Raw genomic sequence first — 23613 nt, forward strand, 5'->3', positions numbered from 1 at the left:
GACCCTTAGTGAGGGCCTAGGCTCAAAAGACCTAAAGGAGTCCTTCATGCAGCAACACCTCGACCGCTACAGTACGCTCCGCGTGTTCGGTCACATCAGTTTGCACGACAAGTACCAAAGCTTGGTCGGGCAGCTTCTGAAGCTGATCGACGAAAAGGGTAGGGTGCGCGTTTCGACGCTGGAGTCCGAGCTGTTTCCACTTCATGACGATGCTGCGGCGGACAACTTGATAAGTCAATTGGTTCAAGTGATCAACGATGCAGCGGAAAGCTCTGGTGTGCAGTTGACGGCGCGCATCACCGCGTACAAGAATGCTGGCGTAATCAGTCGCTGGGTCTGGTTCCAGGGCTCTTCACAAATGCCGGGACCATCGCATTGCGAAAACCAGAACAGTATTCACCCTGAGCGATTGGTCGTGGATCAGCAGGGCCCCGTGACGGGGGACCCCGTGATCATGCTGTTGACATTCAACCAGCACGAGACTCAGGCCGTCTTCAAAGAATTTGTGCAAAATCAGCGGGTGCCAGTGGCTACGGCGAGTCCATACTTCGAGTTAGGCCGCCACGGTGGAGCCCGAGTCATGCTGCGTATCTCACGCCAGGGAAGCGCGGCGGCCCAACAGGCTGCGGAAGAATCCATTCGGCTATTCTCGCCCAAAGCCCTGATAGGCGTCGGCATCGCTTTCGGAGTAGACGAGCAAAAGCAAAGCATTGGAGACGTCTTGGTCAGCGCGGCTGTCAACGACTACGAACTCCGGAAGGTGAACAAGTTGGGCGTTGTCATTCCACGAGGGCATACCCCACCGCATCGCCCTTGCTGGTTGATCGCTTCAACGGGCTGAAGCACGTGTATTTGCCTGACGGCAGTGATGGTTTCCCGAAGATACAGGAGGGAGTGCTCCTGTCCGGTAACGCTCTGATCGACAACATTGACTATCGCCAGAGTTTGATCGAGTTGGCTGGGACCGAGGTCATCGGTGGTGAGATGGAGGGGCGTGGCCTGCACGAATCGGCCCTTTTCCACGACGTCCATTGGATTATTGTCAAGGCGGTCTGCGACTTTGGAGATGGGAACAAGGGCGCTGAGTCGAAAGAGCGTGATCAGAAACTTGCCGCTAAGCACGCTGCACTCGTCGTGCACATGGCCCTAGATGGGGAAGGGCTGTACCAGCCGAATCTCGACGCTCGGCGCCCAGCGCCAGTGGGACCCCCTCGGCTGCCGCCCTTCATAGACGCAGACGGCCCTTGGGTGCCTAACCGTGGGACCACACCAGTCGTCCTGTGGACGGCGACACAGCGCCAACTCGGACAGCCGGCAGCGTGGACGTCATGGACCACCTGCTGGCGTGGGCCCATGCCCCAGCCTCCTCCAGCGCGTTCGCCCTGTTGGGGGAGTACGGCATGGGCAAGACCGTCACCTTACAGAGATTCGCGCGCCACCTGCGCAAACTCCGGCCCAAAGACCCGACGATACCCCTGTCGTTGTACTTGGACCTGCGAGAAGTGACTGGCCTTGAGCACGGCGTCCCTACGTTGGACCAGATCGTGACTGAAGTGATGAAGCGAAGCTGGCCGAACGGCGACCTTCCTGCATACACCATGGAGAATTTCGAGAGCTGGATCAGCCAACCCGCGGTCGTGATTTTCGACGGTTTGGACGAGGTGCTGGTGAAGCTCTCCGCTGGTGACGGGCAGACCTTCACCCGCACTCTCCTCAGCCTGGCCCCGCGACTTGGGGATGCACGTTGCGGCCGTCTGAAGATAATGGTCTCCTGCCGGACCGAGTACTTCCGGACGCTGAGCAACCAGCTTAACCACTTCACGGGTCACCGCCCACCTGGGCACATGCAGGCTGACTCCTCCAGCGTCCTAATTCTTCGCCCTTTCGAAGATGGAGAGGTTCGCACTTATCTCAGTACTGTTTTCCCCGGTCAGGACTTGAACAAGATTCTCGAGACGATTCACAGTATCCACGGCCTTGACGAACTCACCCGGCGCCCTTACACGCTGTCTCTCGTCGCCCGCTTTCTGCCCGAGATCGAATTGGACCGCGCAGCCGGCAAAACGGTGTACGGCGTGTCCCTGTATAGACGTACGGCAAATGCATGGTTGGAGCGTGACGACGGCAAGCACCAGATTAGGGCCGAAGATAAGCAGATGTTTACTGCCACGCTGGCAGCCCGTATGTGGGCGGAACGCGAAACATCCCTGCCTATCCGTGTCATTGAACGGTGGTTCCGGGAATGGCTCGACTTGGAGCCCGGACTACGAAGCCGATATGAACACTTCCACCCAGATCGGTTGGAGGAGGACTTGCGTGCTGCCACTTTCCTCACCCGAACGGACGTAAACGAAAGCAGTACTTTTCGTTTTGCCCATACCTCGTTGCAGGAGTACTTCCTTGCCATGCACCTCGTAGAAGCAATCCGGAGTAATCGCCCCGAACATTGGGCGCTCCCAACTCTGAGCTATGCGACCCTCGACTTCATCGGCCAACTACTGGCAGAGGCTAGGCAACCCAAGCTCTTGACCACTCTTGCATCGTGGTCAGCACCGTACCGGGTCCAGGCCAGTGAGAACTTACTGGCCTACGCGGTGAGAGCCATTGGTCGTGGATGGCCGGTCCCAGTCCTGCGCGGATTGGACATGAGAGGGGCACAACTTGATAACCTGAAGATCCCAGCATTTGGCACTTTCCACTCACCCCTCGATCTGTCCGGAGCGCAGTTCCGAGGCGCGTCGCTTCGACATGCAGCACTGTACAATGCGAATCTCGACGGAGCGGACTTTCAGGGTGCCAACCTGTTTCAGGCCTACTTCCTTAGATGCTCCCTCAACTCGACACGCTTTGTCGCTGCGGACCTAGTCAGTACAGTGTTTCGTGACTGCATTCTCACGGTCACTGAGTTTGACGATTCGGACATCCGAGGAGCCCAGCAGCTACGGTGTCTCGATCCAAACCCATCTTTCTTGGCAGCCCCTGCACGATTTCCGGCAGCACAATTGCCTTCGGATCGCCTCCGCTGGAACGCGATCCATTCGAACTTGGCCGTGTTTTCCCCAGATGGGACTGTATTGGCCACTGCCGGTAACGATGGAACGGTCCGGCTGTGGGAGGTCGGCTCCGGGGCGGAGCGAACAGTCTCCGAGGGCCACACCGGGTGGGTTCGTTCGGCGGTGTTTTCCCCTGATGGGTCACTGGTGGCCACGGCTGGGAATGATGGAACGGTCCGGCTGTGGGAGGTCGGCTCCGGGGCGGAGCGAACAGTCTTCGAGGGCCACACCGGGTGGGTTCGTTCGGCGGTGTTTTCCCCTGATGGGTCACTGGTGGCAACGGCTGGGAATGATGGCACAGTTCGGCTTCTCGAAACCCGCACAGGGGCGGAGCGAACCGTCTTCGAAGGCCACACTGGTACGGTTCGCTCGGTCGTTTTTTCCCCTGATGGGTCACTGCTAGCCACGGCTGGGGACGATGGAACGGTCCGGCTGTGGGAGGTCGGCTCCGGGGCGGAGCGAACAGCCTTCGAGGGCCACATCGGGTGGGTTCGTTCGGCGGTTTTTTCCCCTGATGGGTCACTGGTGGCCACGGCCGGGGACGATGGCACAGTTCGGCTTCTCGAAACCCGCACAGGGGCGGAGCGAACCGTCTTCGAAGGCCACATTGGTGCGGTTCGCTCGGTCGTGTTTTCCCCTGATGGGTCACTGCTGGCCACGGCAGGGGACGATGGCATAGTTCGGCTTCTCGAAACCCGCACAGGGGCGGTGCGAACCGTACTTATTGGACACGGGGGCTGGGTACTTTCGGCCGTGTTTTCCCCGGATGGCGCTCTGTTGGCCACGGCCGGGGACGACGGTACTGCCCGACTTTGGGAGACTGGAAATGGGGTGGAGCGAACCGTACTTATTGGACACGGGGGCTGGGTGCTTTCGGCCGTGTTTTCCCCGGATGGCGCTCTGTTGGCCACGGCCGGGGACGATGGTACTGCCCGACTTTGGGAGACCGATACTGGGGTGGAGCGAACCGTCCTCACTGGCTATACCGGGTGGGTTCGATCGGCCGTGTTTTCCCCAGATGGGGCTTTGTTGGTCACGGCTGGGGACGATGACACGGTCCGGCTGTGGGAGGCGGACACCGGGGCGAAGCGAACCGTCCTCATTGGCCATGCCAGCGGAGTCCTTTCCGCAGGATTCTCCCCTGACGGGGCTTTGCTGGTCACGGCTGGGGAAGACGGCACGGTCCGGCTGTGGGAGGCGGACACCGGGGTGGAGCGAAGGGTCTTTGTTGGCCATACTGGCTGGGTTCGTTCGGCCGCGTTTTCCCCTAATGGGGCTTTGTTGGCCACGGCCGGGAATGACGGCACGGTCCGGCTGTGGGAGGCGGACACCGGGGTGGAGCGCAGGGTCTTTGTTGGCCATACTGGCTGGGTTCGTTCGGCCGCGTTTTCCCCGGATGGGACCACGTTGATCTCAGCAGGAGACGACGGCACGGTCCGGCTGTGGGAGGCGGACACCGGGACAGAGCGAGTGGCCCTTATTGGCCACACAGGCGGGGTTCGTTCGGCCGCGTTTTCCCCGGATGGGACCACGTTGATCTCAGCAGGAGACGACGGCACGGTCCGGCTGTGGGAGGCGGACACCGGGACAGAGCGAGTGGCCCTTATTGGCCACACAGGCGGGGTTCGTTCGGCCGCGTTTTCCCCGGATGGGATCCTGCTTGCTACGGCGGGGGACGATGGCACAGCTCGACTCTGGGACTTGAGAACAAGCAATGCGCTACTAGCGTTTGGGTTCGTCAGTAGAGACCCGTTGGACCTTGGTGGATACGCAGTCTGGCGCCCCGCCACAAACAAGCTCCTTGAGATCTCAGATGAAGGTTGGCGAGCTCTGCTATGGGAACGGCATGAAACCGGCGGGCACACCGCGAGGCTGCCAGCGGAATACTTCAGATCTGAAGTCATCACTTCGTGCTAGTGCTGCGCGTCACGCAATTCTTGGGCAGACTCGACCTATCCCTGGCGGATCTGCGCCGAAACGTAGGACTACGAAGAGGCAAAACGATATATTAGGCGGAGAAATTCAATGATTCAAGTCGGGAAGCTGCATAATCACTAGGATTGGCGGTAGCTTTACCTCCATTCAAGGCGCGCTCTATTACCCCTTCGTGGGCGGTCCTCGCGTCCCCAACGAAGGCAAGGTAGCTCAACCGCTTCGTGCGGCGCTATGGCCTGGATGCGAATTCAGGTTGCCTGCATCCACCCCGTTGGAGCTCACGATTTTTTTGAATGAGACGCTTTTTGGGGTTCCGATAACAGCGGGATCTCGGGCATCAGGCCCTGGCCTGTGGTGACGTTAAGTATCGTTTGCAACGAGGTCCGGCCGTAGGAGTCCGATAGACAGCCCTTGGGCCGGGACCGTTGGGCTACTTTGATTGCATGAACGGCCTGGCCATTATCTTGAACAAGATCGAAATTCTTTTTTGTGACACCAAAAGGGGGAGCTCGCGCTGCTGAAAAGGGGGAGTGTCAACGCATACCGCAATCGGTTAATACAGTTTGCTAAGGAGAAACTCGGCAAACGCCTACAGGGCAAGGTCATGGGTGACACCCTAGCGAGCTATGGGAAGCGCATCACCAATCTTGACTCCATGGCGAACAAAGGCGTACACAGTGATGTCACCGCTGCTGAAGCTGAGCAGTGCGTGATCTGGAGCTTCATGCTTGCCGCTGACCTTCTGCGCATTTCGGATGGAACTTCGGCAGACTTGGCGCCAGTGAATGATTTCTGACTCGATCCCGTGGCGCGAGGAACTTTGGCGCGTAGCCGACCGGCTGGAAAAGAAGTCCAAGCAACAGCGGTGGACCGAACGCAGCAGCTTTTTGGTCGAACGCGACTTCATGACGAGTGCCTACGCCATCCGGAGGTTGAACGAAGCCCGCAAAATTTCTGACGACTTGGCGAAGACCAAAGTCCCAGTCATCCGGCACAAACTCATTGGATCCGTTCCCGACCTTTGGAACCGACACAAGATATGGGAGCACTACGACTTGGAGCATGGGGTAGATGATCACATCACCATCCCACACCTGTGCAACCAACTCATCCACTCTTTCGTCTGGTTTCTCAGCGCAACCGAAGATACTGACCTGTTTGACGGCGCGTTCGTCGCCTCAGAAAACGAACGCCACAAGCATCTCTACTTCTTTCCCGTTGAAAGTATTATTGATCTTTGCCGGAACGTTGCTGCTGAGGACATCGGCTCCATCCAATACCAGCGAGGAACCGACGGCATCATGCGCATCGTCAGCGTCAAAGTCATGGAAGACGACGGGGAAAATCCGGCCCCGACAAGTTGACGCTAAGCGCCGAGGTGCGGGCAGGCTACCGGAGTCATGATCAGTTTTCGAAGTGGGGAGAATGCCACTCGTACTCCGTGGACTCAGGCAGCAGCATCGCATAAGCGGCCTGGTGCTCCTGAGTCCACCGGCCACCTACGCTGAGGCCACCAAGATAGGCGACTATTTCATGAGTGCACCCTACATCCGTGGCAACTGCAGCTCCTTGAAAGCTATCGGAACGATTTCTCATCGCGAAGGGAGGAGTCCGATGAGTGTGCAAGAACTAATAGAGCCATCTAGGGACGCCAGAGCATTGAACTGAAGCTTCCCGTGCACTGAGGTCTGAACCTCTCCGTAGTGGTCGTTCATGTCGCCATCAGAAACCCAGTATTCGTTCGGGATCGAGTGCATCTCGCCTTTGTATACGGGACTTTCAGCGGAAATTTCTGCCTCAACTTCGCAAATCAGAACCGTATCCGTGGAGTCACCGATTTCAGATTCTGTATAGGTCAGCGTGTCGAAGTCGATCTCCAAATGCGCAATCTTTGGACTCTCAAACCACTCGGGGAATTGGACATCAAGTGCTTCTGCAACCTCCAATAGGACATCGAAGTCGCTCCACAGCACGTCGTCCGCTGCTCGCTCGATAGCGTTTGCAAGATCGGTATCGAATTTGGCGTCCCGGGCATTCTCTGCTCCTTCTGCCGTTGAAGGTCGTGTTAGGTCTAGCTTTGCAATGAATTCGTCGAGGGTATTAACCAAATGCACCGAAAGATTGTTGTTGATTAGCTTGACTTCATCTATGAGATTTGTGGCCAGCTGGTGCTTATTTTTTTTGCTCACCGCAAAGTCGCTGCTGTTATTTGTGACAAAATACAACTCTTCAAGACCTGGCTCACTTCTAACCAAGTCCAGCAAGCTATGCCAAATCAGCGTGTCTCTGTAGCCGGAGCCATCTTCGGAGAATGGTTTCACAAACCCCAACTCTTTTTGAACGACCACTGAGTGGGATACGTCAGGTAGGGGAAGGACTCGACCTCCATGCTCGCGGATTCTTGTCGTCGCATTGAGGATGAACTTTTCCGCTTCCGCGTTCGCCTCTTCCTGGAAGCGCTCATGAAATGATTTCAATTCATCTGATACGTCCGTGAGCCTGATTGACGACGCTGCTCGTTTTATTTCTGTGGCCGCGTGGTCAAGACTGATTTGAACTTGACGGTTGGCTTCGAGGAGGCAAACCTCAGGCACGGCCAGCAAGAACTGTCCACTGCGTGAGGCGTTCAGGACAAGTGTCCACTGGAAGCCTTTCAGCTCCGTGCTTCTACGCTGAAGCGTAGTCGTGTCAACTACCATTGCCCGCATTGTGCTCCCAAAATTGACTTGTACACACTGTGATAATTGATGGCCACACGCCCATTCATTTATGAAGGCGATAGAGGGACCGGGACGAGCAGGACAGCCGATGACGCTTGCAATACCTCCGTCTACGAATCCCGGACGGCGTCGATGGAAGTGCCACTATTGATTCGAAGAACCCATCGCGGTCACCTTCAGCCCAACTGGATCCCTTTAACGAGCAGTCCAGGAGACAGCGATCCATGGGACTCGGGTGTAATAACTTCGACCATTGAACCTACCGCTGGATTTTCGGGACTAGTGCTCCATCCAGGAACTATTTCGGCCACAGTGTCCAGCCAAACACGGCGGCCACTCTTCAGAGATAATGGTTCCCCGATGAAGTCCAAACCCTCGAGACTCACTCCCGGCTCCGTCATCCAAATTCTAGCCAACTGTATGACATTCCATGCATCTTGAGTCGCAATCTGAACCTCTTTCTGGTCTTTTTGACCCGGCAGCATTGCTGAACGAGCCACGGCGACCACGAAAGCCAGGCGCTTTCCATCATGGAACGTGGGAACCTCGTACTTCCATGGTGCTCGATCTTCACCTGGAGTGAAAACGGGAAATTCTGAATGCATATTCTCCGCAGTGACGGCCGTCCGCCACGCCTCATCACCATGAAGGGACGTCTTCCATGTCCCATTGAGACTCTTGGCCGTAATGTACGTGTCCTCGCCGGTACACCAAACCCGCCATCCTCCGCAAAGGAGACCTGAATTTGGCCCGGCATCGATTGAGAAACTGAATCGTAAGATCTGTTTTGCCATCGTTTGAACATAGCCGATCCCATGCAAAGTGGAACGCTCATCGAGACGGATTCTTGTGGTCCCATATACCTACGTCATTTTGAAGTTGGCCGGCGGTTCAGTGGCGAGCACGCATACTTGTCTTGACCACAGCAGGGACAACTGGGAATAGTCTGTTGGCGGTCCACACAGCACCATATTGGATGGCTCAAACTTAGTCGGTTAGGTGTTTGCCGAATGCCTGCAGCACCTCGGTGTTGTCAGGCGCTTGGGACTGCCCCGGCTTTGCTTGAGAGAGTCAATGAAACCCGGGGCAGTCCCGTCCGTGGGCACTGGACTATAGAAAACCGGCTCCACTGGGTACGGGACGTAGTTTTTCTTGAGGACAAGTCCATGGTCCGCACCGGCAACGCCCCCAGGCTCATGGCCTCGCTCAGAAACCTGGCCATCAGTCTCTACAGGATCGCAAGAATAGACAACATCGCCAAAGCCACCAGACACACCGCCAGAAGCGCCCACCGCGCGCTCAAAATCGCCAGAATCAGGCCCCTACCAGCGACTTTGAATTAGCACTGGAGCGCGATGGCCCACTGCGCGAGTACTCCCGCGATAGCGAAAAGGTCTATGAAATCCGAGTGGCCGGATTTCATCAATACTGGGCCATTGAGCCGGAGGGCGCTGAGAGTCGCTCCGTCCTCTGGGTGGATGATCGCGATTGGCACCCCGGGCCGACGGCAGGTCTGCCGCTCCCCTGGACCGCAGAGCGCGAGGCTGTGATCCGGGCCGCTGGTGAGTACTGGGATCCCTACGGCAGGAACCTCTTAGGGCGTGCCGCCGGAGTTTAGGTAGCTCTCATATTCCTGAGCAGCGGCGCGCATGTCGTCTTCGGTTACAAATCCCCAGTCGGCGAGAAGGTTTGGGCGATGCGCGTTTACTCCGTCAGTGCAGCTCACGTCGTCGTGCCAATTTTCGTTCATCGTCGGGGCATAGAGGCATGACCACCCCTTACCGAAAACTTTCTCCCACGACTCTCGGTTCGCCTCTTCGATCTCCTGGTCCGAGGGCTCGTAGTTCTCCTCAACATGCTGTAGGGATTCCCTGGCGAGCGTTTTTCGTTCTATCTCCTCAAGAGACCGTAAGCCTTGCCTGGGTGGCGTTGTGTATTCGATCTCTTCAACAGGCTCTAAGGGTTGCTTAGGGGCGCTGTTCGGTCGATCTCTGTCAGCATTCCGATAATGGACTTGCGCGTCGCTGAAAAACCATGCGAAAAATGAGAAAACGATGACAACCACAGAGCCGACGATAAAAGCGAGGAGGCCCGGGGTCATGTAAGCCAGCAGCCCCCTAGGCTTCTTGTATTCCGTCATCATTTGCCCTCCTGTCGGTAGTCTAGCGCACCGTCGGAGGGCAAGAACCTGCACAACTAACTGTTACTCCGCGGACTTTCTTGCGTCCAAAAGGTGTGCCCTGACCGCATGTACCGGAGCGCGGGGCGGTGAGCTTCACGGTGAGCGCTTCGGCCACAGCGGTGCCGGGTAAGTGAGCTTCACGCTCACCGCACCACTTGTGGAGAACAAGGAGCCGACCTAGTGTCTGTGGCCGCGCAGCCAGCCGGCCCTTCCCCACTCAAGCGCACAGTCCTAGAGTGGCCCCCCTGTATCCTCCAGACCCTCTGCACCCCGAGTGGATCCAGCTCTATAAAGCTGGGGACTGCCCCGGCTTTGCTTGAGAGAGTCAACGAAACCCGGGGCAGTCCCCTTCATTCATCGCCGAATGCTTGCAGTACCTCAGTGTTGTCCGGCGCCTCATGTGTCTTCTGGACGTAGTGCTTGCTGGTGATCTTCTCGTTTGAATGGCCGAGCTGCGCCGTGGCAGCAGCAATGCCCTGGGTGTTGGCGAGGATGGTACCCACTGACTTACGGAACGTGTGCGGGGTGACCCAGTCGTAACCCAAGGCTTCTCGGACTTCGCGCCATTGCTTACGGAATCCGTTGGGATCACGGATTGTCCCCACACTTGAGGCGAAGACAAGTCCCAGGTCATTGGTTCGTGCAGTGTCAGTCTGACGCTTGCGGAGCATTTCGACGGCAAATGACGGCAGGAAGTACCTTTGCCGAGAATTGGAACTCTTCGGATGGTCCTGAATCTGCAGCCCACTAGTGCCCTTGACTTTGATGACGGTACCGTTGATCGTCACCGTTGGTTTTTCGGCGTCGAGGTCCACGTCCGTCCAATGAATGGCAAGTGCCTCCCCGATGCGGGCGCCGGTGGCCAGCATGAAGTCCACGACGTCGAGGATGTCCTTCTCGTGTAGTCCGTTGGGGCGCCCGGTGGGTTGCTGCCACGCATAGACGCCTTTGCGAAGGGCGATAACTTCGTCCAGGGTCAGGGCTCGGACTTCCTTCACCACGATGGGGATTTTGGCGACTTCTCGTAGAGGGTTGGCGCTGATGGCGCCGTGCCGTGTGGCGAGGCTGAGCATCCCGGAAAGGATGGTCTTGCACATCTTCGCGGTCGTGGCGCCGCTATTGGTTCGGATGGTCTTGAGGAACCTGTCGAGGGAATTGACATTGGCTTCTCTGATAGTCAGCTCACCGGTGCCTGGCAGGATGTGGGTGTCCAGGAGTTCCCGATACCGTTTGCTGGTGTTGGCAGCCCGGCCCAGGTCTTCAAATTCAGCCCACCAAATCCGTGAAAGCTCGCGCAACTGCATCTCCGGTCCGATCTCGTCCTCATTGGCTGGGATCAAAAGCGTGAGCTTGTGAATCAGTGCCGCCTCTGCCTTTGGGCCAGACGGTCCCCACGCTTCGTACCGGCGGACTGCACCATCGAAGGAGCGAAATTTGGCGCGGGCACGCCAAATTTTTGGCTTGAGTTGCTTGCGAGTGATCTGCCCCCAAGTACCCAATGGCAAACGCGCTCTAGGCAAAGTGATCCTCTGTCGTCGAGAGCCAATCATTCAGGTCGCTGCGGCTGATGCGCAGGTGTCGGCCAATCCGGTGGGCCCGTGGCCCAAGGTGTTTGACGCGCCACTGGTAGAAGGTCTGCTCTGGGATCTGCAGTTCCCGGCAGATGTCTCGTGGGGTCAGCCATTCCTCCGCGATTGCTGCGGTGGAAGGGATATGGCCAATTTGCTCGCTCATTAGAATCTCCTCTTCAACGTGGACGTTCCCCTTTCCATGGCGAAAAGACCTTGGAACTACATGACTGCCGTTGCTATGTCAGAAGAATGACGGTGGCGACCTCACCCAATACTGGCGTGGCACGCAAAAGAGCTCCAGTTTGCTGGCGGGTGTGAACATGGTGTTGCATTCGGGGCCGGTTTGCTTGGTCACGCCTCGCCGTAGCGATCCGACCCGGATACCCCATGACTTGCCGTCACGCTGGCCGTGACGGCAACCCGCTTCGGTGCCAGAAGTGTGAAGGGATTTTTGGTAGCGGCAGCAGCACGGTATTTGGGGGTGCTTTTGCCAGCGGAATTGGTCGTGGTGGGATTCGGCTGCGGTGGTGGGTTGGAGGAAATATCGGTGGGATGGTGGTGGCGCAGGGGAGTGCCGCATGAAGTCTTCATGCGGCACTGGATCACCTGTTGAGGCTGGCTACTGGATGGCGAGCCGGAGTCGTTCGATCTCGGTGGGGTTGAATCCTGACCAGTGGTGATGGTCGCTGACCACGACGATGGTTATCTGACGGTGCTGGTTGACTGTCATGCGCGTTGAGATTCATCTCCTGATTGCCTCACGTTAGTCAGATGATCTGCCTGCCGACGTTTTGTCTTGGTAGTGATATTGCCATGGCACCTTCCGTCCTTACTTTCATGCTAAGCCGCGCTGTGCATCCTTCGACGGGCGACGCGATGCTGGTGATCGAATCATCCGAGGGTGACATTCATGAGGAGGCAACGCGCTGGTTGCGGTTCCTTGCCGCGGTGGGGAAGTCGCCGAACACCATCCGAGCCTATGGACTCCGCCTTGCGCCTTATCTGAGCTGGTCTGTCGCTTCCGGTAGAGACTGGCGAAAGGTGCGCCTCACTGATCTCGTCGAATGGAAAACCGTTGTGGTTGCGACTCCCTGTTCAGGCGCGAAGGGTTTGCCGCGTCCCCGGAGGCCGGCCACGGTGGACGCTTGGATGACCGCTGTGGTCGAGTTCTTTAAGTGGGCCGAAGCCGCCGCCGTGGTTGAGCCTGCTTTGTCCGGGTTGATCTATGAACCCCGGTACATTGCTGCCGGCGTCTATGGTGGTGAACAGGGACGGATTCGCCAGGTAAAAGTCCCTGAACTGCAGGCCCGCAGCCACCAGGAGACTGCTTCCCCGGAGTGGATCGAATTCCCGCGAGCCCGGGCAGTGCTTCTGAATCTTGAGTTGGTCGCTCGAGACCGTTTCCTGGTCGACTTGTTGTTCTTCACAGGCCTGCGGATTGGTGAGGCACTGGCACTCTTCCGCCAGGACGTCCATTTCCTGGCCGAAAATTCCGGCCTGGGCTGTCGGATTCGGGGCCCACATATCCATGTCCGCTCGAACGAGGTCCTCAACGGGGCTCGGGCGAAAACCGGGCCTCGTTGGGTACCGGTTCCTGACCGGGTGGTGTTTTCCTATGAGGACTACCTTCTGGACCGCCGGGACATCCTGGGGCTCGACAGCAACCCTCACGTTTTCGTCAATCTCTACCGAAGTTCCCGCGGCACTGCCATGAGCTACGCGGGCGTAGTGGATCTGTTCCAACGCATCTCTGTATCCGTCTCGAGCAGGATCCGTCCTCACATGCTCCGCCATACTCGGGCCACAATGTGGCTACGAGGCATCGACACTCCACGGCTGGATCTGGACACCGTGCGGGTCCTGCTTGGACACGCTTCACTGGAAGCTACCAGCATATATGCCCATTCACGGGCCGAGGATCTGCGCGCAGCCGTCAGTAACGCTTCCCTGCCCGGCATCGGTGACGAGAAGGGCCGCTGATGGTTAGCCAAAGCGCGTCCGGTGCCGCCCGCGTTACGCCACTGAAGCCGCATTCCCAGCCGGACCAACGCTGCTGGATCTCTTTTTTGGAAGATCAGCTTCCCTCCGACTGGCTTGCGGGGGAATGGGATGCAAATACCGGAATTCTGGCGCCATTGCCGGATTCTGGCAGGTTTTCCGTCGTAACCTGCTCACGGACCGGGTGCCCAACTATCCTGGACGCCCAACGGACATGCCACAGCTGCCGGCAAAACGGTGAGAAGCCAAGAGTTGCCGCCACTGGAGATCCAAAAGCCGGGCAAGGCCCTCCCATCCAGAGGGACTGCGTTCTCGCGCGTGACGGAATCCGCTGCGGCCGCAATCAAGTCAGCCATGGCTTGTGTCGGCCTCATTACGCCCTGTTCAAAGTGAATAAGAGCCATGACGACGTCCAAGCCTGGCTCAAGTCCACTACCTCCGTACCTAACGCGTTCTTACCCTGCGCTGCCGCGGGGTGCCCGATCAGCGCGGACAACCCCCGGGTTGACCTGCGTCTGTGCTCGAACCACCGCTACCAGCTCGCTGCCAGACGCAGCCGCGGAGAGATCCTCGACGAGCAGAGTGCCCTCCAATGGCTATCGGACCCCGTGGACCCTCCGTACATGCTCAGGATCGGCCGATTGAGTCAGCGAATGCAAACCGAAATCCGGTACGTCATCCAGGCTCACCTCGACCTCCACCAAGGGCCCTTGCAGGTCAGGACCTATCGGAATTTGATCAACAAAGGCGCCAAGTGGAATTCCGAATCCCTCCTTGCCACCATCGAGCGGACTGCAGGAACGGTCAACGCGAACAGCCGGTCGGTGTACCGCTTCATCCGCGAAGTCCTTGTCAAGCAGAAACGCCGCCATGAGGGCTACGATCTCTACAGTGAAAACCTGATCTACCTCAACGACCTCAACCTGCGCACGACGGCCTCGAGCAGGCGGGAAATGTTTGAGAAGCCCCCTTGGACCTGTCCCGGATTACGCAGCCCTGGCTCCGCGAAGGCTACCGAAACTGGCTGCTGACCATCTTGCCCACACGAGGGAATGTCCTGACCGGATACCGCATCGCTGTCCTAGCATCGGAAGTCCTCGCCCGGCATTGCTCCGATCGCGGACACGATCCACGCCTTCTCGGGCCCTCCCATATGAGCGCGATCATCAACGTGATGAACCAGCAATGGCCCAACTACGGCGGTGCCAAGGGCGTCTTCCGTCTTTGGCGACACATCCTGGAATCCGGGCACCGCACCAGCATCTGGGACCACGTTCCCCGCGCCTTCAGCTACAACCCTCGCCTCCACAAACCCCCAACCCACTTCCGCACCTACCGTGAGGACAACGACCACGGCCGGGCGCTGCCGGTGGCCGCCGTCGCACATCTGCGCAACAATCTTCAAGGCCTCACCCCCTACCGCAACAGAGACATGGCCATAGCCATGCTGGCCGTGCTCATCGACACAGGCCGACGCCCCAACGAAGTGGTCAGTCTCCACCGGGGCTGTCTCCAGCGCGACCGGCACGGCGACTGGATACTTGTCTATGACAACCACAAAGCAGGACGGCTGAACCGCAGACTCGCAATTCAACAGGAAACCGCTGAGGCCATCACCAACTGGCTCGACAGTAGGATCAACGGTCCCGTGGCTGAATCCCAATGGCTGTTTCCCAGCCCACAGCCCACCAGAACGGATACGTGCGCCAGCTACGGACTGCTCTATGGCGCCCTGCGGCGGCTTATCCACGACGTCCCGACAATGGAAGGGCCCATCAAAGACCTCCACGGCGTCCCGGTCGACTTCAGTTTTGACGAGGTCCGTCCTCACGATTTCCGCCATTCCTATGCCCAGAGACATGTCGACAACGGAACCGCCCCGGACGAACTTCGGGATCTACTCGATCACGAAGACGTCCGCACCACCATGGGCTACTACCAAGTCAACGACACCCGCAAACGTGCCGCTGCAAACCTCCTCGCCCCTCTCACCTATGACCGAAACGGCGACAAAATAGGCCTCTCACCCGGGCGGCGCGGCCTCGCCTCCATCGCAGTGCCCTACGGCGGGTGCACCGAGCCATCCAACGTCAAGGCTGGCGGCAACGCCTGCCCCATCCGCTTTCAATGCTCCGGATGCACGTTCTACCGCCCAGATCCCTCCTACCTTCCCGATATCGAACGACACCTCGTGGAGCTGAAAACCAACGCAGCCCAAGCCCGCCGCCTCAACGCCCCGCCCTACGCCATCGCGAACTTTGACGGCCAAGTAGACGACTTCAAGCAAATCGTGGACCGCATGCGCACCGACCTTGCCCTCCTGCCAGAACCCGACAGACAGGCAATCACCGAGGCGGCAACCATCCTGCGAACATCCCGGCTAATAGCGCGACCGGGCCAGCACCTCCCTCTGACCGTCAAGGATCGATCATGACAAGAATGGAGGGCGCCCCGTTCGCAAATATGGTCGCAGCTCGTCAGCGGGAAGCCGACAGAAAACAGGCCGCCACGGCATCTGCCATCAACAGATTTCTCTTGGACGGGACACTCATCAGCATCACAGCCGTTGCGGGTGCCGCAGGCGTCAGCCGCAACTTCATCTACTCCCACGAGACCCTTCTGCACCAGCTCGAAGCCGCCCGCCAGACCCAGGCCGATGCCCGCACCCCAGGACAAAAACTCCCGACGAACGGCGCCCTCGGGCGAACAGCACTTCAGACGGAAATAGCGCTGGCGCATCAGACCATCAAACGGCTCCGCCAAGATCTTGCCGAACTGAAGAAGCGGCATGAGCACTGTCTCGGGGAACAAATCTGTGCGGCGGATCCAGCGGAAGAAACTTCCCTGACGACTGCTGAGAACCTTGAACTTGAAGGGCTCACCGAGAATAACCGACTCTTGACTCAGCAGGTTAAGACACTCAGCCATCGCATTGATGACCTGCTTGACGACCTCACCGCCGAACGCCGAGGGACGATTGCCTAAACTGCTGCGCCCTAGAGCTTGGATTCGTGGCGGGGCCTGAGCCTTAAAGACCTGAACCGGTGCGGGTGTTGTGGATAACTGGCGGAAGATTCGCACTCATGCCATTCTCTTGCCCTGCCATGAGTGCAGCCGTTTGAATACCTAGCGCATGAATTCAGGCTGTCGGGGGCAGACCCGTTGCCGGTGAACATGAACGGCCTCGCCAGGGCGCTGCTCAGGCGATCTGCACCATCGCGTTGTAAAAGGCATGGATGAGTACCCCTGGCAGTATCGATCTGTACCGGATGGTAGTGACGGCCGCCACCGCTCCGAAACCCCCGGCTAGAACCACATTAAGGCCGTTGTAGGGTGCGTGTGCAAGTCCAAAAGTGAGGGTACTGACGAGAGATATGACTACCAAGATCACGAGCCCAAGAGTCTTGTTGAGGTATCTACGCGTAGCACCACTATTGACGGCGAAAACCGCTAGCGCGATGGGACCACGAAAGAGCGTCTCTTCCCAGAGTGGGGCGTGGAAGAATCCGTGGACAGCCTGGATGAATGGCGTAGCCTGTGCAATTGCGAGCAAACGATCGTCGTCAGGTGACGCGGCCCAGCCTGCCGGGAGTGGAAGGTGTGAGAGCCAATTGTTTAAAGCGACAAAGACTGTGATGGTTGCTACGCAGATGACAAGTAGCTGTGAGATTTCGGAACGGGTGTACTTGCGTACGCCCAGTGCGATTGCCACGGATCGAAATACGCGAACGGTTTTTCGCACTCCGTATTTTAGGTCGCCGTTCGACATTGCATCCTTATTGGATCCAAGTTGAAGTGCCATGACTAGCAAGGGGGAGACCACGATAAAGACAAGCGCCATCGAGATGCTTGAACCGAGGTCCTCCGGTTTGACGTGGATCCCGGGAGAGCGGCTAGCGGGATGTGAATCAGCAGTCCCAGACCAACGAACGCTGGAAGCGCCAAAAATGGGGCCAGTATCCATGCCAAGCTGGTCCCTAAACGGACCAGCTTAATCTTAATCTGCTGCAAACTCACTAGTGCCCTTCGGGAACTCCACCGTGGTGTAGTCGTGTCTTGATAGAAGATGGGACGGAAATGCACGTAAGGCCGGCTGACGTTGTTCGGAGGATCTTGCTAGCTGCCTTGAGGAAGAGCCGTCTGCCAGGAAAATGATAGCTGTGCCCAGCCGAGGCGGTGTGCAAGCGAAATTCGGCAATTGCGCGGCCATGGGCCGAACACTTACTCAACCACGGGCATCGACAGCACAGGGATCAGTCAGAATCGCTATTTGACCTTGGCGGTGCAGTGCCGGGCATTTTCGACGTGTCACGCCGGGCAAATCGGATTTAACCTGAAGAATACTGTCCGCTGCGGCAACCGTCTAAAGCATAGCGACGGATATTTCACTTTTCACAAGCCACGCGCAGATTGACGGGAATCAGTTCATTTCATGTGTGGCTGAGGATCTCGCTCACATCGGCGAGGACTTTGATGTTCGATCATGCTGGATTTCTTGGTGACAAGGTTACAGTTCTGCTCCTGCGATGGCTGAACAACGAAGTATTCAAGTGGACTGGCGAGATCGGTGGTTGTGGGCGCGTCTGGATGGTTGGTTGATGGGTATGTTTCGCTGGAGGGCATGGTGGCTTCATGGGTGAGAATCAAGGCAGATGAATTCTCCCGGTGTTTCGCCAGAGTCGATTGAAGCTTTTGTTCCGTGTGGTGCATGCGTTGTTTTCGAATGCGCCACGTGATGAGTCCGAGGATGGTGATGCTGAGCATCGCGAAAGTGATTGAGTGGCCGATAGTTTTTGCAAGGGTGAGGTAGACGTTGCCAGCGAAGTATCCGAGCAGGACTGCGGAGGCGCCCCAGATGATGCCGCCTACGGCGTTGAAGATGAAAAAGCGCCGGTACGGCATATGGGACAGGCCGGCTAGTGCGGGCATGACGGCTCGGAAGAAGGCGGTGAAGCGGCCCAGAAAGACTGCTTTTCCGCCTCGTCGTGCCAGGAAATCACGGGCGTCGTCCAGTTTTTGTCGCCGTTTGCGCAGTAACTTGAGGTTGAGTATCCGTGGCCCATGGTGCCGACCAAGCTCGTAACCGACGGTGTCCCCGATGATGGCTGCAAGTATTACCAGGATCGTGATGAGCCACAGGTGTAGGCGCTGCTGGCTGGCGAGGATGCCGCCGATGATTGCGGCCGTTTCTCCGGGAAGAATGAAGCCGATGAACAATGCGTCTTCGGCGAAGACCAGCGCAGTGATGAGGAGGTAGGCGACCCCAGGGGTCACCTGCAGGATCGTGTCAATGATCGTGTTCATCACTATTCTTACCTTCCCTGTCCGGTCTATTCCAGTTTTCCACGAAGGCGCTAAGAGGAACCTGAGAAGCTCTGCCCGAAGTCTTTGAAAGGGCGACGTGCAAGTGTGGACGTGGCTTAGTCGACCTTTTCTCCTGTTCCGGCTGATTTGGTGGCTGTCCCTGTTGCGGGGACGTATCCGGTGGCGGCTGCGGTGATGGTGATGATGACTTGGTTGGTTGAGTTTCGGTAGATGCTGTATTTGTTTTCCGGGTAGTGGCCGGGGCTGGTCCCGTTGTCGAAGTACACGGTTTCCTTCTGAGCGGGGGCGAGCGTGATGCCGTCGAGCTTTTGATAGTACGACTCGGTTTTGCCCGTGGTGGTGTCTTTCATCGTGTAATAGGCCTCTAGCCCTGTCATGGGTGCTGTGCTGGTGTTGGTGAGATCGAATTGCAGCCGGTCGGGGACCGCCGCCTTGGATTGGGGATCGACGTTGTTTTCCGCCAGCGCCCCGGTGACAGTAAGCCCTGGCTTGGTGCCTGTGGTCTTCATCGGGTTCGTGGGAACGGGAAGAACAGTGACAGCTGAGGCTGTCCCTACCGGCTGGTTGGGCAGTGTGCTTGAGCCGCAGGCGGCCAGGGAGCCAAGAGTGATCAGTGCCGCGACCAACAGGCTGGCGCAGCGGTGGAGGGTTTTCATGTCAGGGGACCTTTCGGAGAATAGTTTTCTTGGTACCGGTCAGCAGTGCTGCGCTGACGGATATGACCAGCCCGGCCAGAAGCCAAAGGGTGTTGTTGAAGGTGCCGGCCCAGATAAATCCCAGGGGTTGTTGGTTGTAGTCGATCTTGATGCCCAGGTAGGCGAAGGTGGCGCGTTCGTAGTGTTTGGTTACCGAGGTTTGTTCGATGAGGTCCCGGGTCGTTTCGTAGCCGGTGAAGTGGGCCATGACGGATTGTTCATGGGATTTATCGACTTGCAGGCTTGCGAACAGGCCGCCGGGAATCTGGTTGTCAGGGTCCATGGTGTCCCCGATTTGGGGGATGATCAGGACAATGATGAGCCACAGAACCAAGGCCAAGATCAATCCGGTGCCGGTGCGCCGGGTCAACGATGCCAGGGCCATGGCCAGCAGTGACCACATGATGAGGTAGCCGATGGTGTGGGCATCCGCCAAAGCAAGGCGGAGGTAGTCGCTGCCTTGAAGGGGCGCGTTTCCCACCAGCAGCAAGGTGACGGTGACAACGAGGAACAGGCCAGTCACGGTAACTGCCCAGAGCAGGGCCAGCGAGAGGATTTTTCCTCCCGCGAAGGCATACCGTCCTAGGGGTCGGCTAAAGATCAGATGAAGCGTGCCCCGACCTCTTTCCTTGGTGATGATCGAATAGCCCAGGACGACGGCGAACAGGCTCCCGATGATTTCCAGGTACTCGACCCCGCCTCGGAGCATTTGTAGGGGAAAGAGTTGCGGGGCCGGGGCTGTGGCGGCACTTCCTGCCGCTGTCAGGGCATCGACGTAGTGGTTGTAGTCGGCGATCGTGAGCCGGAAATCCGCAGCGGCCACGACCACGGACAAGACGACGGCGACGGCCAGGAAAATGAACAGCACGAGCATGAACCGGTTGCGGCGCAGATCAGTGAGTTCTTTGCGGGCTAGGACCAGTACTTCAGTCATGGAGTTCGCTCCTCATCCGGTCCCGCCGGGTCAAGGCGACGGCGATACAGGCGACCACGGCGAAGGCACTGATGGTCAGGAAGCCACCGGTCATGGTGCCGGTGGCCTGCGGGTCTGTGAGGATCAGTGCACTGACGTGCTTGAATTGCTCGCCCACAGACAGCGGGCCAAGCAGGCTGCTCGTGAAGGCGAAGAATCCGGTCTGGGCTGCTGGCGGCGCGGCGACGGGGTTGAGCAGGGAGACAGGATGGGCCGCGGTCCCCAACAGCGGCAGGATGAAAACCATCACGCTCCAGAGCACGATCGGGATGAGCAGTGCCGACGTGGCCGAGGAAGAGTAGAGGCCGGCGAGCATGCCCAGTGCCACGAACGGGACCATGAACAACCACGCCAGGACGTACAGGCCAGCGATCCGTGCGCCGTCACTTAGGGAAAGAATATGGCCAGTGACGACGCTGACGCATCCGATGTTAATCACTGTCGCGGCCGCCAGCAACAGCAGAACGAATAAGGCCAAACCAGTGAGTTTCGCTCCCAAATAGGAGGAGGTGTGGACATCCCGGGAGAGTATTAGATCTGTTGTTCTGGCCTGCCTGTCCCTCAAAGTGGAGCGGGCGCCGATGACAATGGCCAGCAGTGCCCCGATGAGCACAATATAGATCACCGTATTGCGTGCGTAATACAGTGGCGAGAACGTATCAAAGGGGTTCGGTGCCGTGGTCAGGCCCTGGCTGAGCACCTCACGGTAGACCCCCGTCACGCTCGCCCGCGCCGAGGATCCGATGAACGCCGACGCGGCAATCATTCCTACGAAGACCGCCAGCAACAACTGAGGGAGCCGCTCACGCGCAGTGCAGAGGAGCTCCTGGCCGATGACGGCGGTCCATCGGTTCATGGCCGGTGACCGGCTTCAATGTGTAGATAGATATCCTCCAACGAGTCCTGGCCAGGGAAGGACTCGAGGGTGGCGGCAACGGAGTCCTGGTAGATCAGGGTACCGGAGCTGAGAATACCGATGCTGGTGCACGTCTTAGTCACTTCCGCGAGCAGATGGGTGTTCATGAAAATTGTCATGCCGAGCTCGGTGTTCAGGGAAATGATGATCTCACGCAGTTTTGCTACGCCCTGTGGATCCAGCCCGGAGGTCGGTTCGTCCAGGAACAGCACGGAGGGTTGGTGGAGGATGGCTTGGGCGATGCCCGCGCGTTGACGCATGCCTTTGCTGAAGGTGCTCATCCGCTGGCCCTCATGGCCGGCAAAGTCCAGAAAGCCGAGTACCTCCCGGATCCGCGTCCCTGGAGTGCGGATGCCTGAGAGGCGGGCGAAGAACTTCAGGTTTTCACCCAACGTGAGATTGTCATAGAACTGGACGTTCTCGGGCAGGTACCCGATGGTGCGGCGCACCTGGTTGGCTGCCGACCTGATGTCATGGCCACCGATCAGGGCCGTTCCCGAGGTGGGTTCCAACAGTGTGGTCAGGATATTGACTATTGTTGTTTTTCCCGCCCCGTTGTGGCCCAGCAGGCCAAAAATCTCGCCGACGGGCACTGACAGGGTCAGCTCGTTCAGTGCCTGCTGGGCACCGTACCGCTTGGCCAAGCCCGTTGTCGCAATCGCATCATTGCTCATAGCACCGGAGCCTACGTGCCACAAGCTAAGAGGAAGCTGAGAGAGTGCCCATCCATGGATCCGGACCCCGGAATCCGTCGGCGGGCAGCTTTTGAGGTGTTATGGGGCCAGTCCGAGCCGGGGTGCCAGCCAGGTTAGCGCCGGGTTCATGGCATTCACTGGCACCTCCCATGAGTGGCCAGCGCCTGGCACGCTGTACGTCATGACAGTTATCCCTGCCGCCCGGGCTGCTGCGGAAATCTGATGCATGTAACCGGTGAAGCGACCATCCTGCGCACCTGCAGCGAGGAACATCCAGCTATCCGTGTACCTGCTTTTTGCCATCACCGCCAGGGGGGTGACGGCGTTGAACGCTGCCGTGTCGCCGCCGAATGCCGTGTTGATGGTCGCGTTCCGGTCGGCTGAGAGTGCCGGTTCTGCCTCACCGCTGAGATCAATGGCGGAGGGGTATGTTTTCGGGTGCAGGGTGGCCATTTGCAGCGCGCAGGTGCCACCAAAGGAGAATCCGGCGATGGCCCAGTACTGCGGGTTCGGATCAACGTTGAGTGTGCTTTTGATCCAGGCAGGGACATCCACGGCGAGGTAGGTGTCCGCCTTGGCGATCCGCGAGTCCATGCACATGGTGTTCCCGGAGGCGGATCCGTTTACATCTGGAATCACGACGACCGGGGCCAGTCCTTGGTGAGAGGTGGCGAAAGCGTCCATGACCTGCTGCAATTGGCCGGCCTTGAGCCAGTCGGCCGGGGACCCGGGTTGTCCCGGGATGAGGACCAACACCGGCAGCAGCGGTGGATTCGTGGCTTGGTAGGCCGGAGGCAGATAGACGTAGGCGGTCCGGCCGGTAAAGCCGGAGACGTGGCCCGGGATCTGCGCCGAGTTCACCGTGCCGGTTCCTGCCAGCCCAGCCGGTTTCACCCAATGGTTCACCACCGGGCCAGTGGTCGCAACGATGAGGCTATGCCCTGATGATGTCTTGGGCCCGGGTCGTACCAAGGGTGCGATGTTCGCTGTGCTGGCGCCTGTGACATCACCGATGGTGCGGTACGCGCCATAGTAGAGGTTGATTTGCGCGGCGACGGCAACAACCACCAGAGCCATGGCTACCGGGGCCAAGGCCTTGCGCCATCGGCGACTGCGGACGAGGTTAAGCACCATGAGGAGCACGGCGAAGAGTGCGACACCAATCCAAGCGATCACCTCAAGGGGCAGGTCATAGGCGCTCAGCCCGGCTATATGGACCACGTACCAGTTGATGGCCCAAGCCAGTGCGGCGGCCAGAACTACAGCGGACCCTACGCTGAGGATCCATCCGCGGCGACGGCGCAGCATCAGCCACGCCCCTGATGCACACGCCACAACAGCCAGCAAGACCGGAAACGGGCCGGAGATCAGATCAATAGTGGAAATGATATCCATGGCAATCGCTTCCAGTGGCTAGTAGAGGAGGGTATGACGTCCGGCATCCTGAAGGCTGAAAAATGGGCTGGTGTCAGGGTGAATGCCCCGGACAGGACGGGGGATCCTGTCCGGGCCATTCTGATTCGTTGCGGCAGCCCGTTATCTTTTTGATA

21 protein-coding genes are annotated in these 23613 nt (G+C 58.5%); 9 read left to right on the forward strand and 12 right to left on the reverse strand.

The annotated features are described in order from the left end of the window. Window positions 1-46: 46 nt before the first annotated feature. The 4 genes from AS189_RS09380 (at window position 47) to AS189_RS09395 (ending at window position 6352) form a co-directional block, all read left to right on the forward strand. Entirely contained in the window at window positions 47-841 is a 795-nt protein-coding gene (locus tag AS189_RS09380) for a hypothetical protein (protein WP_062287915.1), read from the forward strand. Window positions 842-1280: 439 nt separating this feature from the next. Further along, complete coding sequence (locus AS189_RS09385) at window positions 1281-4970, forward strand: NACHT and WD40 repeat domain-containing protein (RefSeq protein ID WP_160320810.1); 3690 nt, start codon at window positions 1281-1283, stop codon at window positions 4968-4970. Between the two features lie 622 nt (window positions 4971-5592). Beyond that, the gene (locus AS189_RS09390) at window positions 5593-5784 is read left to right on the forward strand and encodes a hypothetical protein (protein ID WP_062287922.1); all 192 of its coding nucleotides are present in this window, start codon (window positions 5593-5595) and stop codon (window positions 5782-5784) included. Then, a complete protein-coding gene (locus AS189_RS09395) occupies window positions 5774-6352 on the forward strand; it encodes a hypothetical protein (RefSeq protein ID WP_062287925.1) in 579 nt (192 codons plus the stop codon). The genes AS189_RS09390 and AS189_RS09395 overlap by 11 nt, the downstream gene beginning before the upstream one ends. A gap of 228 nt (window positions 6353-6580) precedes the next feature. Here the strand turns inward: AS189_RS09395 and AS189_RS09400 are convergent, their stop codons facing one another. Then, window positions 6581-7687 (reverse strand): PIN domain-containing protein, encoded by a 1107-nt coding sequence (locus tag AS189_RS09400; RefSeq protein ID WP_062287928.1) that lies wholly within the window; start codon window positions 7685-7687, stop codon window positions 6581-6583. 1429 nt (window positions 7688-9116) lie between these two features. On the opposite strand from AS189_RS09400, the gene AS189_RS20220 reads away from it, so the two are divergent. Continuing rightward, window positions 9117-9326: a hypothetical protein gene (locus AS189_RS20220; RefSeq protein WP_160320811.1), complete on the forward strand. Its 210-nt coding sequence runs from the start codon at window positions 9117-9119 to the stop codon at window positions 9324-9326. Here AS189_RS20220 and AS189_RS09415 read toward each other — a convergent pair. The 4 genes from AS189_RS09415 to AS189_RS19890 form a co-directional block, all read right to left on the reverse strand. Continuing rightward, window positions 9303-9851, reverse strand: a complete 549-nt coding sequence (locus AS189_RS09415) for a hypothetical protein (protein WP_062287936.1) — start codon at window positions 9849-9851, stop codon at window positions 9303-9305. The genes AS189_RS20220 and AS189_RS09415 overlap by 24 nt on opposite strands. A gap of 389 nt (window positions 9852-10240) precedes the next feature. Continuing rightward, a complete protein-coding gene (locus AS189_RS09420; RefSeq protein WP_160320812.1) occupies window positions 10241-11230 on the reverse strand; it encodes a tyrosine-type recombinase/integrase in 990 nt (329 codons plus the stop codon). Window positions 11231-11402: 172 nt separating this feature from the next. Next, on the reverse strand, window positions 11403-11624 hold the full coding sequence (locus tag AS189_RS09425; protein WP_062287939.1) for a helix-turn-helix domain-containing protein: 222 nt from the start codon (window positions 11622-11624) through the stop codon (window positions 11403-11405). A 188-nt stretch (window positions 11625-11812) separates the two neighbouring features. Then, complete coding sequence (locus AS189_RS19890) at window positions 11813-12052, reverse strand: hypothetical protein (protein WP_129587221.1); 240 nt, start codon at window positions 12050-12052, stop codon at window positions 11813-11815. A 558-nt stretch (window positions 12053-12610) separates the two neighbouring features. Between AS189_RS19890 and AS189_RS09430 the strand changes: the two genes are divergently transcribed. From AS189_RS09430 to AS189_RS09450, 4 genes are all read left to right on the forward strand, one after another. Further along, on the forward strand, window positions 12611-13441 hold the full coding sequence (locus AS189_RS09430; protein ID WP_160320813.1) for a tyrosine-type recombinase/integrase: 831 nt from the start codon (window positions 12611-12613) through the stop codon (window positions 13439-13441). Between the two features lie 407 nt (window positions 13442-13848). Next, entirely contained in the window at window positions 13849-14490 is a 642-nt protein-coding gene (locus AS189_RS09440) for a hypothetical protein (RefSeq protein ID WP_129587223.1), read from the forward strand. Between the two features lie 122 nt (window positions 14491-14612). Next, complete coding sequence (locus AS189_RS09445) at window positions 14613-15893, forward strand: tyrosine-type recombinase/integrase (protein WP_062287951.1); 1281 nt, start codon at window positions 14613-14615, stop codon at window positions 15891-15893. After that, complete coding sequence (locus AS189_RS09450; protein ID WP_129587224.1) at window positions 15890-16444, forward strand: DUF6262 family protein; 555 nt, start codon at window positions 15890-15892, stop codon at window positions 16442-16444. Before AS189_RS09445 ends, AS189_RS09450 begins: the two co-directional genes overlap by 4 nt. A 214-nt stretch (window positions 16445-16658) precedes the next feature. Here AS189_RS09450 and AS189_RS09455 read toward each other — a convergent pair whose 3' ends face one another. From AS189_RS09455 to AS189_RS09485, 7 genes are all read right to left on the reverse strand, one after another. After that, on the reverse strand, window positions 16659-17171 hold the full coding sequence (locus AS189_RS09455; RefSeq protein WP_160320814.1) for a CPBP family intramembrane glutamic endopeptidase: 513 nt from the start codon (window positions 17169-17171) through the stop codon (window positions 16659-16661). A 713-nt stretch (window positions 17172-17884) separates the two neighbouring features. After that, complete coding sequence (locus AS189_RS09460; RefSeq protein WP_082634196.1) at window positions 17885-18763, reverse strand: DedA family protein; 879 nt, start codon at window positions 18761-18763, stop codon at window positions 17885-17887. 116 nt (window positions 18764-18879) lie between these two features. After that, window positions 18880-19440, reverse strand: a complete 561-nt coding sequence (locus AS189_RS09465) for a hypothetical protein (protein ID WP_062287959.1) — start codon at window positions 19438-19440, stop codon at window positions 18880-18882. 1 nt (window position 19441) lies between these two features. Further along, on the reverse strand, window positions 19442-20413 hold the full coding sequence (locus tag AS189_RS09470) for an ABC transporter permease (protein WP_062287962.1): 972 nt from the start codon (window positions 20411-20413) through the stop codon (window positions 19442-19444). Continuing rightward, a complete protein-coding gene (locus AS189_RS09475) occupies window positions 20406-21308 on the reverse strand; it encodes an ABC transporter permease (protein ID WP_062287965.1) in 903 nt (300 codons plus the stop codon). Before AS189_RS09475 ends, AS189_RS09470 begins: the two co-directional genes overlap by 8 nt. Beyond that, complete coding sequence (locus tag AS189_RS09480) at window positions 21305-22042, reverse strand: ABC transporter ATP-binding protein (protein WP_062287968.1); 738 nt, start codon at window positions 22040-22042, stop codon at window positions 21305-21307. Before AS189_RS09480 ends, AS189_RS09475 begins: the two co-directional genes overlap by 4 nt. A gap of 99 nt (window positions 22043-22141) precedes the next feature. Continuing rightward, on the reverse strand, window positions 22142-23458 hold the full coding sequence (locus AS189_RS09485) for an alpha/beta hydrolase (protein WP_062287971.1): 1317 nt from the start codon (window positions 23456-23458) through the stop codon (window positions 22142-22144). Window positions 23459-23613 lie beyond the last annotated feature (155 nt).

Source organism: Arthrobacter alpinus (assembly GCF_001445575.1).
Taxonomy (GTDB): Bacteria; Actinomycetota; Actinomycetes; order Actinomycetales; family Micrococcaceae; genus Specibacter; species Specibacter alpinus_C.